The organism is Novosphingobium gossypii (assembly GCF_050433305.1).
Taxonomy (GTDB): Bacteria; Pseudomonadota; Alphaproteobacteria; order Sphingomonadales; family Sphingomonadaceae; genus Novosphingobium; species Novosphingobium gossypii.
The window spans coordinates 41440-56321 of the sequence record NZ_JBNPXM010000013.1; the positions used below are offsets into that span (position 1 = coordinate 41440).

Genomic DNA, 14882 nt, shown 5'->3' on the forward strand with positions numbered 1-14882 from the left:
GCGACCCGTCCTACCGACCCGGATCGGCGCATTGGGTCTGTGTGACCCGCTTGATCGTCGTTCCCAAAGTTTGCGCGCCCCCAAACAGGCTTTGCATATCGACTTTCCGGCTGAGGATGTCGGCGAGCGTGTAACGATCCAGCACCGCCATGAATGCCTGCAATGCTTCGCGCAGGATGCGGGGCAGCGTGCAGGCGGGGGCTACGATGCAGGAGCTGCAATCGACCAGATCGAAGCCGGACTCGGTCTGCCTGACAATCTCGCCGATGGTAATCTCGTCGGCCGGACGGCCGAGCTGCAGGCCGCCGCCCCGTCCGCGCACGGCCTCCAGCAGACCGGCCTGGCTGAGATTCTGTACGACCTTCTTCAGATGATCCTTCGAAATACCGTAGACCTGCGCGATCTGCGTAACCGACGACCGCGTATGCTCGTCGCGCGCTCCGACGTGCAGCAGCACGCGAATAGCATAGTCGGTATAACGGGTCAGCTGCATCGCATTGCTCCAAAGCCCGGGCGAGCCCCAGACTGCAGCAGTCGATCCTACAGCTTCTGGCCCTGTACACGCAACAATAAGGTGCGCTTGACACGCACCTTTATTGCACAGATAAAGGTGCATACGAATCGCACCTTTAGAAGGATGGTTTTCGGATATGATTGTCGAAGCCGACATCCGACCGCTCGTGGAGCGCTTCTATGCTCGCGTACGCGCCGACGCCGATCTTGGACCCGTGTTCGATGCGATCGTGCACGACTGGCCGGATCACCACCGACGCCTGACGGATTTCTGGTCGTCCGTGATGCTCGGCAGTGGGCGCTACAAGGGAAATCCGGTCGCACTCCACATGATGCACGCACAGGGCCTGACGCCCGAACGCTTCGATCGCTGGCTCACTATCTGGCGCGAGACCAGCGAGGAGATGTTGTCACCGCAGGCTGCTGCAGCCGTGCAGGCCAAGGCCGCGCGGATCGCAGAGAGCCTGCAACTCGCCATACGCTTCCGTCGCGGTGCGGCGGACCCGTTTTCAACCAAGGGAGGACACGAATGACCCAGCCACTCACCCCGGCGACTATCGCGATCGTCAAGGCGACGGTGCCCGCGATAGCCGAGCACGGCACCGCGATCACGACGGCGATGTACGCCCGCCTTTTCGAGGACGATCACATCCGGGCGCTGTTCAATCACGCCAACCAGGGCGAGAGCGGCGCACAGGTCCATGCCCTCGCCGCCGCGATCCTGGCCTATGCACAAAATATCGAGAACCTATCGGGGCTTGTCCCCGTCGTTGAGCGGATCGCCTACAAGCATGTCGGCTATCACATCCTGCCCGAGCATTATCCCTTCGTGGCGAATGCCTTGCTCGCCGCGATCCGCGAGGTGCTGGGGGCGGCGGCGTCGGACGAGGTGCTTGCCGCCTGGGGTGAGGCTTACTGGTTCCTAGCCAATATCCTCAAGGCGCGCGAGGCGGTGCTCCGCAGCGAGATCCTTGCGGCAGAAGGCGGCTGGGAAGGATGGCGTTCGTTCGTCGTCGCCGAGAAAATCCGCGAAAGCCACCATATCACATCGTTCGTCCTGCGGCCGCAGGACGGCGGTCCGGTCCTTCGGCACAAGCCTGGCCAGTACCTGACCTTCCGGTTGAAGCCGGCTGGCTCTCCCGAGCTCAAGCGCAACTATTCGATTTCGTGCGCTGCCAACGGTGAATTCTACCGCATTTCGGTCAAGCGCGAAGATTCCGGGCAAGGCGGATCGCGCTTCCTACACGATCACGTCCATGTCGGCGACGTTCTAGAAAGCACCCCTCCGGCAGGTGACTTCTACCTGTCTGAAAGCCCGCAGCGACCCGTCATCCTGTTGTCGGGCGGCGTGGGGCTGACACCAATGGTGAGCATGGCGGAGACGATCGCGCGCGATCACCCGGGGCTTGCCGCGCATTACGTGCACGGCACCATCTGCGGCGAAACGCACGCCATGGACCGGCATGTCAGATCCGTGGCGAGTTCTCACCCGAACATGCGGGTCACGACCTTTTACAGCGAACCCGCGCCCTCGGATGTTCTCGGAAGCTCCCATGATGCCGAAGGGTTTATCCCCGTCGATTGGCTTGCGGCGAACACCCCGCTCCACGATGCCGATGTGTTCCTCTGCGGCCCCAAGCCGTTCCTCCGGTCACTGATCGGCGGGCTCGGCCTGGCAGGTGTCCGATCCGATCGCATTCACTACGAACTCTTCGGTCCGGCAGACGAGGTGATTGCGGCCTGAGCCGGCGTGGCATCCCTCGCTGATCGGGCGAGGGATGCCACGCGCGACTTTATCATTACTGCCCGGCGATCGCGAACGGATCATTCTGCGGATCGTGGTTCCACGTATATTCCGCACCATCGGCGATCCGCTCGGCCATCTTACGGTCGTAGAGCTTTTCGACCAGCGCCAAAGCCATGTCGGTGCCGGCGGAAACACCCGACGACGTCACGTATTTGCCGTCGACGACCCACCTTGCGCGGCCCTGCCATTGAACCTTGGCCGATTGGCTCGTCGCCCACGGATAAGCCCGCTTGTTGGTGGTTGCGCGCCGTGCGTCGAGGACGCCGGCCTTGGCCAGCACGGCGGCTCCGGTGCAAACAGAAGTGGTCCACTCGGTCCAACGGTCCTGCCGCCGGAGAAAGTCGAGCATCGCCGGATTATTCACTTCGCTGCGGGTGCCGCCGCCGCCGGGTACCATGATGATCTCCATCTGGGGCGCGTTTGCGAACGAGTAGGCGACGTTGGTCGACACCCCTTGCGACGATGTGACGGGCGCGCCAGTCTGTGAAATCATGACGATCTGGTAGTCCGGGAGCCGTCCCCACATCTGGACCGGACCGAAGACATCGAGCGTCTCGTACCGGTCGAAAATGACTATACCGATGCGTTTTGTGGGGTTGCGCACAGGACGCGTCATCTGCCCGGAAGATGCCCCGCCCTTGGCGGCGATGGGTGCGGCTTGCTGGCCGAAGGCAGGGTGCTCGCTGGCACTTGCTGTGCCAACAATCAAGGCGGCAATCGCCAGGCTGAACTTGAATCTGTACATGAGAAAGTCCCTTCATCGATACCGGCAAGGTAAGTGCCGACGGTTGGTGGGGCGTGTTCAGGATTGGACGGCGAACCTTTTTGCGACGGCGCTTCGAAGGATCCTGCAATGTTGCAGGCCCGACAAGTACGGCGACAAGCACCGAAAGATAGGGTAGTTCATCCGTGCTTCTGGAGCGAGACGACACCATTCCTCGATCAAAGTTCCGATCTTCCAGCCGCGCCCGCAGGTTGAGGTTTCAAAAGATGGACTGGACGGCTCGCACGACTGGAGCGGAAGCTGCACCGGTGGAATGGGCGCAGATCGTCAGCAATGCGCTGCCCGACGCCGTCGAACAGTCATCGTACCCGGATCAGCGGAGCAGCGGCGGTCCGCGCAAGGGCGGGCGCAGGTAAGGTGCCGGGAAAATGGCGGTGGGCGGCGAAGCGTGCAGTGCCCTCCCCGCAACAACGGCGAGGGCTGCGTCCAACAGGATCGCACCGGCCCCGCCAAGTGCTTGCGTTGCGAGGCTGGAGAAGGCGCATGGCATCTCTGCTTTGCCGTGCTCCTTGGACTTATCATGCTCCGGCATGGTGTGATCCGTGTCGGGCTCCCCCGTCGCCATTTCCTGCTGTTGTTGGACGATCCCGGAGCACAGTGTAATCTGCGACTTTCGGGCGTCATCGGAAATCATGTAGCCGGCGGGGATCAGCACACGCAGTGCGAGAGCCGCGATGCAGATCAGCGCGGCGAGCTGGCTGCGGGCCAGGATAAGGCGCCGGACGGCTTGCACATCATTGCCCTATGCGGACCGATCGGGATTGTCACTTGGGCATTCCGTCCCAAGGCGTGGTACAATCAGTTATCCCTATTCTGGTCTTTGCCCGGAACGCTTAACGAAGCGGCGGCAAAGTACAACCCCAACACCGTCTGGCGCCGCTCCTTCATGCCCGCGCCGCGCAGTCACAGCTCTGGCACCGGTGCAGAAGCAATGGTGCCAGAGCCACAAAGGCCGCTGCCAACGATGGCGTATCAGAACCGCACGGCGGCTGTAAGCCTGATGTCGCGCCCCGGTTCGCGCACGCCGACAACCCCTTCGAAATCGGGGATTGCGGTATAGTCGGCCACGCTGGCATGTGCGCGATACCGCTTGTCGAACAAATTGTAGACGCCCGCGAGCAGGGTAAAGCGTTCGGTGTCAAACGGCTGCCAGCGACCGAAGACGTCGACCACGGTGTAACCCGGCTTATCGACAAACTGCGTAGTTTCCGCCCAGCCGATCTCCACATTGCGTTGCAGGACTTCGATGTCGTTGAGATCGTTGTAACGCGTCACGCTGATCTGAACGCCCAGCGCGGGTGTGGGCTGGTAGCCGGCGGTGACGTTCCAGTTGTCACCGACGGACGTGCCCAGCCCGATGTGCTCGTACCCCTCCACCGGCGCGCCGTTGATACGCGAACGGTAATGGTTGAAATATCCGTCGATGGAGAAAGCGCCGGCGCTGTAACCCGCGCGCAGTTCCACCCCGTCCGCTTTGAAACGGCCGACATTCTCGTAATAATTCGGCGCCTGCGGGGCCGGGCCGTTGCCAATCTGGTCGAGGATCACGTCATCGATCCGCATATCGTAATAGACCGCTGAGAGCCGCAACCCACCGCGTTGGAATGTGGCGCCCACTTCAGAGTTGTCGACCGTTTCCGGGCGAAGGTCAGGTGCGAGCGAGATGCGCCCCGGGCGCCTCTCCAGCGTGAACGCATCGCCGATCTCCTTGCCGCGAAATGCCTGAGCGAAGCTGGCATTCAGGCTGAATCCGTTGAAAGGCTCATAGCGCGCGCCCGCGTTCCAGCTCACCCCGTCGCTGTCCGTGCCGTCGCGATACGTGATCTGGGTCATGTCATAGGCGTCGTAGCGCAGGCCGAAGCTGAGCGTCAGAGGATCTGCGATCGTCCAGTGATCCTGAGCGTAGAGCCCGAACACGGTCCCTTTCTCCTCGAAACGGCCGATCGTGGCATCCCAGGCCCAGGGTCCCCACACGCTGACATCTGCAAGGTATTCGCTGGAGACGCGGTCATCGCGATACTCGCCGCCCACCACAAGGTCATGTCCTGCGCCGCGGAAACGCCCGCGCAGGTCGAACCCCATCGACCGGATCGCCGCATCGTAAAGCCCCCAGCGATCGTAGCGATCCTGAGTGAAGCGCGAGCGGGTCCAGTACCCGGTGGCCTCGATATCCACCTGGTCGCTGGCGGACAGACCGTAATTCAAAGTCACTGTCTGACGTTTGCCCTTGGCGGGGAATAGCGGATCGCCGGTCAGCACCGGCCAGTTGGGGCGCTGGCCGAACGCCGCTTCCTCATCGCGCTGTTCGTAGCTGGCGGACAGCCGGTGCCCACCGCCAAGAGCACCGCCCACTTTGAAGAAGGCGAGCTTCTGCTTAGCGGAGGTTCCCAGCAACTCCTCACCGCCGCCGTCCCTCATGTTCTCGCGCTCGACATGGGTGTAGGAACCGACGACGCCGATATCGCCGTAGAGCCTGCCGTAGACGGTTCCGCTCAGCTTGTAGCCATCGTTGGAGAACCAGCCTGCCTTGGCCATTGCACCGATCATCTGGCCAGGTGCCAGAAGGTCGTCCGCATCGCGCGTACGGAAGCGGATGGAACCGCCGATCGCGCCGAAACCGGACGTGGCCTCGCCGGCGCCGGCCTTCACATCCACCGTCTTGAGCAGTTCAGGCTCTATCGACACACGGCCGATATGATGGAACAGCGTGCCCCGCTGGGGGGCACCATCCACGGTGACGTTGAGCATGCTGTCCTCGAGCCCGCGTACGTAGATTTTTTGGGCGATCCCGATCGAACCGCCAACCGTGACCGAAGGCGTGGAACGGAACAGATCGCCCAGGCTGTTGGACTGTCGGAACTCGATCTGGTCCTCGGTGATCTCATGATCGGTGAGTGCGCCCACTACGACGATCTGGTCCTGTGCCTGCCCGGCATCATCCTGGCGCTGGGCGGCCAGACTGGCGGGCGAGGCAAGTGGGCGCGGCGGCACGACGGGACGTGAAGAGACCGGCCCAGTGCCAGTCCTGCGCCCCACGTGATAGCCGCCACGACCGTCCGGCATGGCTTGCAGGCCGGCGGGTGCGAGGAGCCGGGCCAACGCGTCAGCAACAGAATGGCGGCCTGACAGACCGGCGGTGCGCTTGTCCTGGACAAGCGCCGGATCGACCGTCACCACCGTCCTGGCCTGCCTCCCGAGGCGGGCCAGCGCTGCTCCGAGAGGGCCGGACGGGATGTTGAAGCTATGGACACTGGTCGCCGTCTGAGCCTGCGAGACGGCAGGAATGCAAGCACCGGCTGCGGTCAGCCCCAACGCAACGGCGGATGTTGCCGCGTAAAAAGTCTTCATGGTTCCCCCTTCTGAAATCAGGTTTCAACGCAGGGGACGGATGAGCGCAGCGAAATGGGACAGCAGGCTCAGGAAAAATCAGCGAAACCTTGAAACGCGCGGGCTGGCCCCCGTCTGTCCAAGGGTGAGTCCGGAAGCGGCCGCCAATGCGGATAGCGCGCGATCGGGATCAGCGAGCGGGAAGCTGCCGGTTATACGCAAACCTGCGAGCGCGCGGGAATCGAATCTGACTGGGTCGACGCGGTAACGGTTCAGTTCGAGAAGAACCTCGCCGACAGGCATGTCGTCGGCTTCCAGCCAGCCCTTTGTCCATGCCGCCGCCTGATCGGGACTGACAGGGTCAAGCCGGGTGATGGTCCCGCTTGCGATACGTGCGCGTTGCCCCGGTCGCAATTGCAAGCACTGTTCCTTGAAGATTAACCGGCGGGCGCAGACCCGCACGCGCGATTCAATTACGGTAACCACGGTTCCCGCTTGGTCGCGTCGTACAGAGAATACAGTACCCAGCGCAATCACCCTGCCCTCGCGCGTCTCCACTACGAAAGGCCTGTCCGGATCCTTGGCGACATGCGCCATGACCTGTCCGTGAAACAGGCCGATGCGGCGCTGCGAGGTGGTCGTGCGCGTGTCGATGCTCGTGGCGGTATCGAGATCAAGCACCGAGCCGTCTTCAAGGTTCAGGCTTCGGATCATGCCTGTTCCGCTTCGCTGTTCGGGCCAGTACTGACGCAGTGTCAGGCTCGACATGCCCAACCAACCAGCAAAGGTAATCGCGAGCACCCCGCTTCCAAGAACGGAAGCACGCGCGGCACTGCTTGCCCGCCTAGACGAACGGGAAAGAACGTGTTGCCCGGCCGCATCAAGCTGGGCGAGGTGCGTCTCGACCCCACGCATGCGCTCTAGGGCGAGACGGTGGCGAGCGTCCGCATCGCACCATGCTTCGCAGGCAAATGCACGCTCGGGCGTGATCCCGCCGTCGATTTCCGCCGCCCACTGCGCTGCGCGGCGAACCATATCGCGGGTCGGGCGGGGCGAGGCAGGGTCAAGCATCAGTCGGGGTAGGCGAAGTCGTAGCAGACAGCATAAGCCTGCGCGATGTAACGCTTGACCGTGCGGTCGGAAACACTGAGCCGATCGGCGATCTGCTCGTGCGTAAGCCCATCGATGCGGCGCAGCAGGAACGCTTCACGTACCGGCCCGGTCAATCCGTCAAGCAACTGTACCAGCCCATCGAGCAGCGCGACTGCGGCCACGATCCGCTCAGGCGTCAGTTCGTCACAATGGCCGGTTGTTACGGAAACTGCCTGGAGATACGCCCGTTCGATATCGCGGCGACGTATGTCGTCGATCAAAAGGCGCCGCGCAACTACTGACAGGTAATTGCGCACATCGCGCAACGGCGTGGGCAAACCTGTTTCCAGCAAGCGGCAGAACGTGTCCTGCGCCAGATCCGCGGCACTGTGCGGGCAGCGGGTGCGACTAGACAGCCAACGCTGCAACCACGATCCGTGGTCGGCGTAAACGCTGCCGATCGCGGATCTCGCGATCATTGAAGTCACGGAAAAAGAGGCGGGACACAGTTCATGATTCCGTATTGCCGCAAATGCGACTGAATAGCAATTGATTGGCAGGATGGACGCTCCGCATTCGGTTTCGCAAGGTCTGCCAATAGGAATGGGACAGTGCTTGGCCTTGCTCGCAGGCGGCGCCTCAAGCCCGTGATCGTCCGGTCGGCTGAGACTTTACAGGCTGGGGGATAAAGCTGATAATGGCGGCCCGATTGCTGCGGAGCACTGGCCCCAGCACGGGGGCCGCCCGCGACATCTCGATTTCCACAAACCTCGAAGCGGGTTCCTATAGGCTGGCATTTGGCTGCGATCTTAAGAGCTTCAATAACAACTTGCTTGTGAATCATTGCTAACGCGTCGCAATAGGTTTAATTAGCCGGAAATTGGAGGGAGCGGACATGGGGCATTTTTTGAGAATGGCGTCAGGTTGCGCCACAATCGCCTTGGCCGGATTATCAAGCGCATCCCGCGCTGAGGAAACTGGCGCCCCGGCCAACGAACAGCCGGAGGCGCGCATCCTGGTCACAGGGAAGCATTTGCGTGAAGACGTAAATAGCGGGAGGGCTGGCATTCCACTGATCGAACTGCCGCAGGCCATTTCGATCGTCACCGCTAATCACTCAAACTGCGCGGTGTCACCCGCCTGCCAGACGTGCTGTTCTCGTTCGCGGGCGCTTCCCGCAGCAGCACCTATGGCTTTTACGACAGTTGGTGCTCTTGCCGATCCCCGCGGAGACCGACCGAAGACTGATTGCCTCTAATCCCTCGGCAGACGCAAGTTGCAAGGTCGCGTTGAGAAGCGCGTCACGCACGTTACGTTTTCTGTCCTCGGGTTCAAAGTGACTGGTCGAGATGTCAGCTCCGGTCGTTTGCGTTGCCATGACCCACCAATGCCCGTCATTGGCGCTGTGCTCAAGCCGGGTAGCGATAGTCATTCACGGCTCCCCCAGGATATGACGGAACCGGTCAAAGCGATTGTTCCGTAATTGTCATCCAAGTGGCAGGGTTAAACAGGCCGTGCCTCTGGATAATACGACATTCGCGATAGCTGTAAACCGACCCTCTGTAGCCGCTCAGCCAGTGATTTTGGTTCCTGAGGTGCGGATCGTCCGCTCATCTTTCCCGCGTGTACAGCGTCACGGTATAAGACGATCCGCGCGAAGCTGCTCGAATAACGCGTAAAAGGCCTCGTCGGTCGACTGATATGCCGTAAAGCCGAGCCGCCGGCTCTTTGACATATCCGTAACCACTTCAATAGGGCGGCCAAGATCGGCATCGGTGTGCCAGGGAGATGCTAGACGCCACAAATTCGGTTCGGCCAGACCAGCACGCTCCGCCATCGCCCGCCAGATATCAGCGTCATCTGCCATCTGCTCTTCCAGTGGTCGGACGGCTCCATCAAAAGGCTCTGCCTCGAGGCCGAACCAGTCTGCTATCCGGCTCCACATCCACTGCCAGCGAAATACATCGCCGTTGACCACGTTGAAGTCCTCGTTGTGGGCAGCTTTGGTCTCCGTTGCCCATAGCAGATGCCGCGCCAGTTGCCCGGCGTCGGTCATGTCGGTCAGGCCGTTCCACTGTGCGGTAGACCCGGGGAAGACGAACGGCCGACCCGTATCTCGGCACAGGGAAGCATAGACCGCCAGGGTGGTTCCCATGTTCATGGCGTTGCCCACCGCCTTGCCGATGACTGTATGGGGACGATGTACGCTCCAGGTAAAACCATCGCGCTGCGCCGCTGCGAACAGTTCATCTTCCTGAGCATAGTAGAAGTTCTCGACATCGAGCCGACCTTGCTCCTCGCGGAAGGGTGTTTGAGGCAAGGTCCCCTTCCCGTATGCCTCAAACGGGCCCAGGTAATGTTTGAGCCCGGTGACCAGCGCGACGTGGCGGGAGCTTGATGCTTTCGGCAAGCCGGCGAGCAGGTTTCGAACCATGGCAGCATTCACCCGGATGTTTTCCGCCTCGCTGTCCTGACGCAACCACGTGGTGATGAAAACCGCCTCAGGGTCGATCTGCGCGAGTGCCGCAGAGGTAGCCTGCGCATCCTGCAGGTCGGTGGGGATGGGAAGTACACCGTGCTGCTCGACCGGGCGCCGGGACAGACCGTAAACAGCCCAGCCCTGCTCGACCAGCAATGCAGCCGTCGCACTTCCCACTATGCCGCTAGCGCCAACTACCAACGCGACCTTCGCCATGATCATCACCTTCGTCTCGTTCAAGAGCAACTCAACTAGGCACGATGCGCATTTCGTTCTAGACGGCACCAAATAGGTCACTAGGCACCAAAAGGTAACCAGTCATGCTACCCGGAACCCCTGAAGAAGAATGGCGCGAAGACTGCGCTCCACGCCGGGTGCTGTCACTCTTCGCGACCAAATGGACCAGCATGGTGCTGCACACTTTGCATGCGCGGCATGGTGGCGCTTGCCGCACTGGTGCCTTGCAGCGCAGCCTTCCCGGCATTTCGAAGAAAATGCTGACGCAGACGCTACGCGACATGGAAGATGTCGGCTTGATCAGCCGTCATGTCCTAAGCGAAATCCCGCCGGCGGTCGAATACCGCCTAACGGCCTTGGGGACACGGTTCGTGGAACCGGTGGAACTGCTCTATGAATGGGGGCGCGACAATCCCGATGCCCTCGATCAGCTCGGCACCAGACCAACGAGCAGACGAAACTGACACCTTCAGTCGCAGATTGAGCAAGGTCGCTAATCATGGCCACAAATCGGAAATCATCGCGGTACGGATGGTCGAGTTTCGCGCCACCACCTTTGCTGTGCGAACCCGTGGCCATCGCTGCGACCCTTTCAGGACCCACGGCGGCCAGAATCTGATCCTCAGGTGCAAGACCGGGCCCTCTCGGAACAAAGTTCGCTCATGCTTGTGCGCATTCTTGCGTGCCCCGCGATGCGCTGAACTTTCTTCGCGGAATCCTGTTAGTGAAGCCGTACGCCTCTGATGGCCGCAGATCATACCGCGACGCGACTAGCCTTACACGCCTGCGGCTGATGCGTCAGAACCCTCTGCAATCGACAATACCTCCATGCAATGACCGGCGCGAAGATAACGACCTGCAGATCGACAGCGGTGACCGCGCGCAGGCGATCCGCCGCCACCGTGAACCGGGCGACGCGGTCACGCTGCGATTGTGACCGCGACACCAGGCTCAGCCATGCGCCATTGCTCTTGAGTGCATTGGCGAGCCGCTGCAGCATCGGCTCACGGGCGCGCTGAAGGACATCTGGATTGACCGCGTCTGCACGCAGACGCGCCACCACGGCTTCGATCGCATGGCGGGTTTCCGAAATGTCAGTGGCCTCGATCAACGCGTTGACCTGAAAATACCCGTAGTCCTTCCAGACATGGCAGACCCTGGAAAGCGTCAATCACGATCGGCAGTACCACCGATCTGCCGACAGCGAGCGCCCACGCAATCACATCCACGCTCTGCGGGGCTGCGGAGGATGGCCGCTCGGTCTTCTAGACCGTCGACCAGAGCAGCGACGATGGTACCCAAAGGGCGCCCAGGCCGACCTAGCGCGCTCGAATGACGAATGCACGCGCCACTCACACGGTCGCCATGTCATAGACCACGACTTTGGCCCAAAGGTGTTCGCAGGACTTGACGAACTGTTGATGGACCGGATGCTCCTGGTAGGTCTTCTGGTCTTGCACGTTATCAAAAAACATCAGCTCCGAAACATCGTAACTGGCATCCACGACATCACGGCTTTCGGTACCGGCGGGAACGCCAATTTCCAGCCTTCGAATAACCGGAATATTCCGCAAGGTCCGCAGGCCTGCGATAAGTTGTTCGCGATCCTTTTGCGATCCGGGGCGCTTCAGCCAGAAGAACACGTGATGCACAAGTGCGGGTGACGCCAGCGTCGTGCCCGTCTGCGCCGGCGAAGACGTGGATGAAAGGGCGATCCCCGTACTTCCCAAAGCGATCATCGCCGCAAGTTCCCTTCTGCTCGTTTCCATGATGCGATTCTCCGTAGTTGACCGCTCGCCCACCTGCAAAAACGTTATCTCGCGGTGGGAAAGGCGATGGAATTGCGCTTGATGATTGCGTGATCAAAAACTTCGTCGCTGATCTCGGGCTGCGATCTGGCCAGTGCCGTTATCAGGCATTGCGCCGCGCGGAACGCCATCTCCTCGACAGGTTGCCGCACGACCGTCAGCGGCGGCCAGATGCGTGATGCCAGAATGGTGTCGTCGAAGCCGGTGACGGTCAGATCCTGGGGCAATTGCAGCCCGGCATGATGCGCCTGGGCCACGACTCCCGCCGCAAGATCGTCGCTGCTGCACAGGACCGCCGTCGGCCGGTTCGGTTGGCGAAACAGCGTCTGCGCGGCGAGCTTGCCCGCATCGTAATCGAACTCGCCATGCCGCACGACCAGCTCCGCATCCTCGGGAATTCCCGCCTCGTGCAGTGCGGCCCTGAAGCCGTCGAGCCGGGCAGCGACCACGCTGTAACGATCTGGCCCCGCGACATAGGCAATGCGCCGGTGGCCACTGGCGATGACCTGCTGCGTGATCGAGAGCATCGCGGCGCGATTGTCGATCCGCACCGTCGTGACACCGGGCATGGCAGTGCCGGTGGCGATTGCCGCCATGGGAACGCCCAACTCTGTTATTCTGCGCGATCCACTGAGCTGCTCGGCGAAAGGCGGGATGACCAACAAGGCGTCGGCACCCGAGCGCACGAGTTCTCCCGCCATGCGCTCAGCCTCGTCGCGGCTGACGCCCTCGCCCTCGCGCAGGATCAGTTGCAGCCCGTGGGCATTGGTGGCGCGCAAGGCTCCCACGAGTACGGCATCGAGGAAGGGCGTCCGCCGGTCGCTATAGAGCAGTCCGACCGTGGTCGCCCGCGCCTTCGACAACTGCCGGGCGGCCAGATTGGGTACATAGCCCAGCTCCGCAATAGCGGCGCGGACAGTTGCCACCGTAGCGGCGCTGGCACGTCCGGCACCGTTGATCACGTTCGACACGGTCATCGCGGATACGCCCGCGCGCTGTGCCACGGCTCGGATCGTCACCCCTGCTTCGCTTCGCCTCGCCATCAGATCCTTGTCTCCATATCCTCCGATAGCGTGTTTTCAGCCCCTTCGCAGCGCTGAAATCCCGGCTGGCCTGTGTCCTCGTCAGATGGTTCCAGCCTTGAGCCCTTTCACGGCGTGATCGACGGCGCGCGCCGTCAGCGCCATGAATGTCAGCGACGGATTGACGCAGGAAATCGATGCCATCTGGGCACCGTCGGTGACGAAAAGGTTGGAGGCGTCATGGGCCTGGCTCCATTTGTTGAGCACGGACGCGCGGGGATCGTCGCCCATCCGCGCGCCGCCCATCTCGTGGATGGCGTCGCCCGGCACATGCTCCCTCACCTTGCTCTCGACGTTCGTGAGCCCGGCCGCGCGCAGCATCTTTTCACCCTGCTCACGGGCATCCGCCATCATGCGCAGTTCGTTGTCGCGGAAGGTGACATCGAACCGCATCAGCGGAAGGCCGAAACGGTCCGCCTTGTCCGGGTTCAGGGAAACGCGATTATCCTCGTAAGGCAGGCATTCGCCGAACGCGCCCATCTGGAATTTCCAGCCACTGTAACGACGCATGCCCTCCTTCATCGATGCGCCAAAGCCAACCGGCTTCGAAGGCTCGCGATAGGCGCCGCCCTGATACCCATAGCCGCGCCGGAAACCGAGATCTTCGTCCTTGCCGTTGTTGCGAAAGCGCGGAACGTAGATACCGCCGGGGCGTCGGCCATATTCGATGAATTCCTCCATGCCGGGAATATCGCCCTTCACGCCGACGCGGAAGATATGGTCCATCACATAACGGCCCAGCGTGCCGCTGGTATCGAAGTGGCTTCGCTCGCTGCCCTCGGCACGCGAGTTCATCAGGATCTGCACCGAGCCAAGCGTGGAGGCATTCAGGAAGACGACCCGGGCGTGTACGACTTCCGCCTGCCCGGTCCTGGCATCGATGAAGCGGACGCCGGTCACCTTCTTCGTAGCCGGATCGTATTCGAGGTTGGTGACGACGGCGTCGCTCCGCAGCACCAGGCGTCCCGTCGCGCGGGCTGCCGGCAAAGTGACCGCCTGGGTCGAGAAATAGGCCCCGAACGAGCACCCATTGCCGCACTGGTTGCGCACCTGGCACTTCGAGCGGTTCTGCTCGGGCTTGTCCTCGGTCATGTTGGACAGGCGGGCATTGATCATCTTGCGACCGGGGAACGCGGTTTCCAGCTTCCCCTTCATCCATTCCTCGGCGATGTTCATCGGCATCGGCGGCTGGAATTCGCTGTCCGGCAGATAGTCGAGGTTTTCGCGCGATCCCGATACGCCGATATACTTCTCTACATAGCTGTACCAGGGTACCAGATCGTCATAGCCGATAGGCCACTCGCCGCCGATGCCCTCGCGCTTGTTCGCTTCGAAATCCGCCGCGCTCCAGCGGAAGCTCCACCGTCCCCAGATCAGCGACTTGCCGCCGACAGCCGCCGGACGGATCCAGTAGAACTTGCTGCCACCCTCGTAATCGTAGGGGTTCAACCGGTCGTTGTTGTAAAAGGCCTGGTTGCTTGGCGCGACATAGCCGTGCTGGGCGATGAAGTAGTCGCTTTCCTTCAGGCCGTCCGGCATTATGTTGCGGGCGGGCACTTCGTAGGCGGGCTTGCCGTCATAGGTGTATCCCTCGCCATGCTCGACCATGTGCCCGCGATCGAGCATCAGCACGCGCAGACCCTTTTCGGTCAGTTCCTTGGCGGCCCAGCCTCCGCTGATGCCCGAGCCGATGACGATCGCATCGAACCTGTCCGTAGTAGCCATCGTGATCCTCTCCCCGATCTATGGTCTG

At 61.8% G+C, this 14882-nt stretch carries 14 protein-coding genes; 3 read left to right on the forward strand and 11 right to left on the reverse strand.

The genetic code is table 11. The features are described 5' to 3' along the window. Positions 1 to 10: 10 nt before the first annotated feature. Positions 11 to 493 (reverse strand): Rrf2 family transcriptional regulator, encoded by a 483-nt coding sequence (locus GGR40_RS18885; protein WP_429277801.1) that lies wholly within the window; start codon positions 491 to 493, stop codon positions 11 to 13. A gap of 157 nt (positions 494 to 650) precedes the next feature. Here GGR40_RS18885 and GGR40_RS18890 point away from each other — a divergent pair, with 157 nt between their 5' ends. Further along, on the forward strand, positions 651 to 1046 hold the full coding sequence (locus GGR40_RS18890) for a group III truncated hemoglobin (RefSeq protein WP_429277802.1): 396 nt from the start codon (positions 651 to 653) through the stop codon (positions 1044 to 1046). Further along, positions 1043 to 2257 (forward strand): NO-inducible flavohemoprotein, encoded by a 1215-nt coding sequence (hmpA, locus tag GGR40_RS18895; protein WP_429277803.1) that lies wholly within the window; start codon positions 1043 to 1045, stop codon positions 2255 to 2257. The genes GGR40_RS18890 and hmpA overlap by 4 nt, the downstream gene beginning before the upstream one ends. Positions 2258 to 2312: 55 nt before the next feature. Here the strand turns inward: hmpA and GGR40_RS18900 are convergent, their stop codons facing one another. The 6 genes from GGR40_RS18900 to GGR40_RS18925 form a co-directional block, all read right to left on the reverse strand. After that, positions 2313 to 3065, reverse strand: a complete 753-nt coding sequence (locus GGR40_RS18900) for a DJ-1/PfpI family protein (protein WP_429277804.1) — start codon at positions 3063 to 3065, stop codon at positions 2313 to 2315. A 352-nt stretch (positions 3066 to 3417) separates the two neighbouring features. Next, on the reverse strand, positions 3418 to 3837 hold the full coding sequence (locus GGR40_RS18905; protein WP_429277805.1) for a hypothetical protein: 420 nt from the start codon (positions 3835 to 3837) through the stop codon (positions 3418 to 3420). A 239-nt stretch (positions 3838 to 4076) separates the two neighbouring features. After that, a complete protein-coding gene (locus GGR40_RS18910; RefSeq protein ID WP_429277806.1) occupies positions 4077 to 6452 on the reverse strand; it encodes a TonB-dependent receptor in 2376 nt (791 codons plus the stop codon). A gap of 78 nt (positions 6453 to 6530) precedes the next feature. Next, positions 6531 to 7466: a FecR family protein gene (locus GGR40_RS18915; RefSeq protein WP_429277807.1), complete on the reverse strand. Its 936-nt coding sequence runs from the start codon at positions 7464 to 7466 to the stop codon at positions 6531 to 6533. A 35-nt stretch (positions 7467 to 7501) separates the two neighbouring features. After that, complete coding sequence (locus GGR40_RS18920) at positions 7502 to 8002, reverse strand: sigma-70 family RNA polymerase sigma factor (RefSeq protein WP_429277808.1); 501 nt, start codon at positions 8000 to 8002, stop codon at positions 7502 to 7504. A 1154-nt stretch (positions 8003 to 9156) separates the two neighbouring features. Beyond that, the gene (locus GGR40_RS18925) at positions 9157 to 10218 is read right to left on the reverse strand and encodes an SDR family oxidoreductase (RefSeq protein ID WP_429277854.1); all 1062 of its coding nucleotides are present in this window, start codon (positions 10216 to 10218) and stop codon (positions 9157 to 9159) included. A 104-nt stretch (positions 10219 to 10322) separates the two neighbouring features. Here GGR40_RS18925 and GGR40_RS18930 point away from each other — a divergent pair, with 104 nt between their 5' ends. Then, on the forward strand, positions 10323 to 10703 hold the full coding sequence (locus tag GGR40_RS18930) for a winged helix-turn-helix transcriptional regulator (RefSeq protein WP_429277809.1): 381 nt from the start codon (positions 10323 to 10325) through the stop codon (positions 10701 to 10703). Between the two features lie 290 nt (positions 10704 to 10993). Here GGR40_RS18930 and GGR40_RS18935 read toward each other — a convergent pair whose 3' ends face one another. From GGR40_RS18935 to GGR40_RS18950, 4 genes are all read right to left on the reverse strand, one after another. After that, positions 10994 to 11410, reverse strand: a complete 417-nt coding sequence (locus GGR40_RS18935) for a peptidase M16 family protein (RefSeq protein WP_429277810.1) — start codon at positions 11408 to 11410, stop codon at positions 10994 to 10996. A 181-nt stretch (positions 11411 to 11591) separates the two neighbouring features. Beyond that, positions 11592 to 12008, reverse strand: a complete 417-nt coding sequence (locus GGR40_RS18940) for a Dabb family protein (RefSeq protein ID WP_429277811.1) — start codon at positions 12006 to 12008, stop codon at positions 11592 to 11594. 44 nt (positions 12009 to 12052) lie between these two features. Further along, entirely contained in the window at positions 12053 to 13090 is a 1038-nt protein-coding gene (locus GGR40_RS18945; RefSeq protein WP_429277812.1) for a LacI family DNA-binding transcriptional regulator, read from the reverse strand. An 81-nt stretch (positions 13091 to 13171) separates the two neighbouring features. Further along, positions 13172 to 14854 (reverse strand): GMC oxidoreductase, encoded by a 1683-nt coding sequence (locus GGR40_RS18950; protein WP_429277813.1) that lies wholly within the window; start codon positions 14852 to 14854, stop codon positions 13172 to 13174. Between the last annotated feature and the right edge of the window lie 28 nt (positions 14855 to 14882).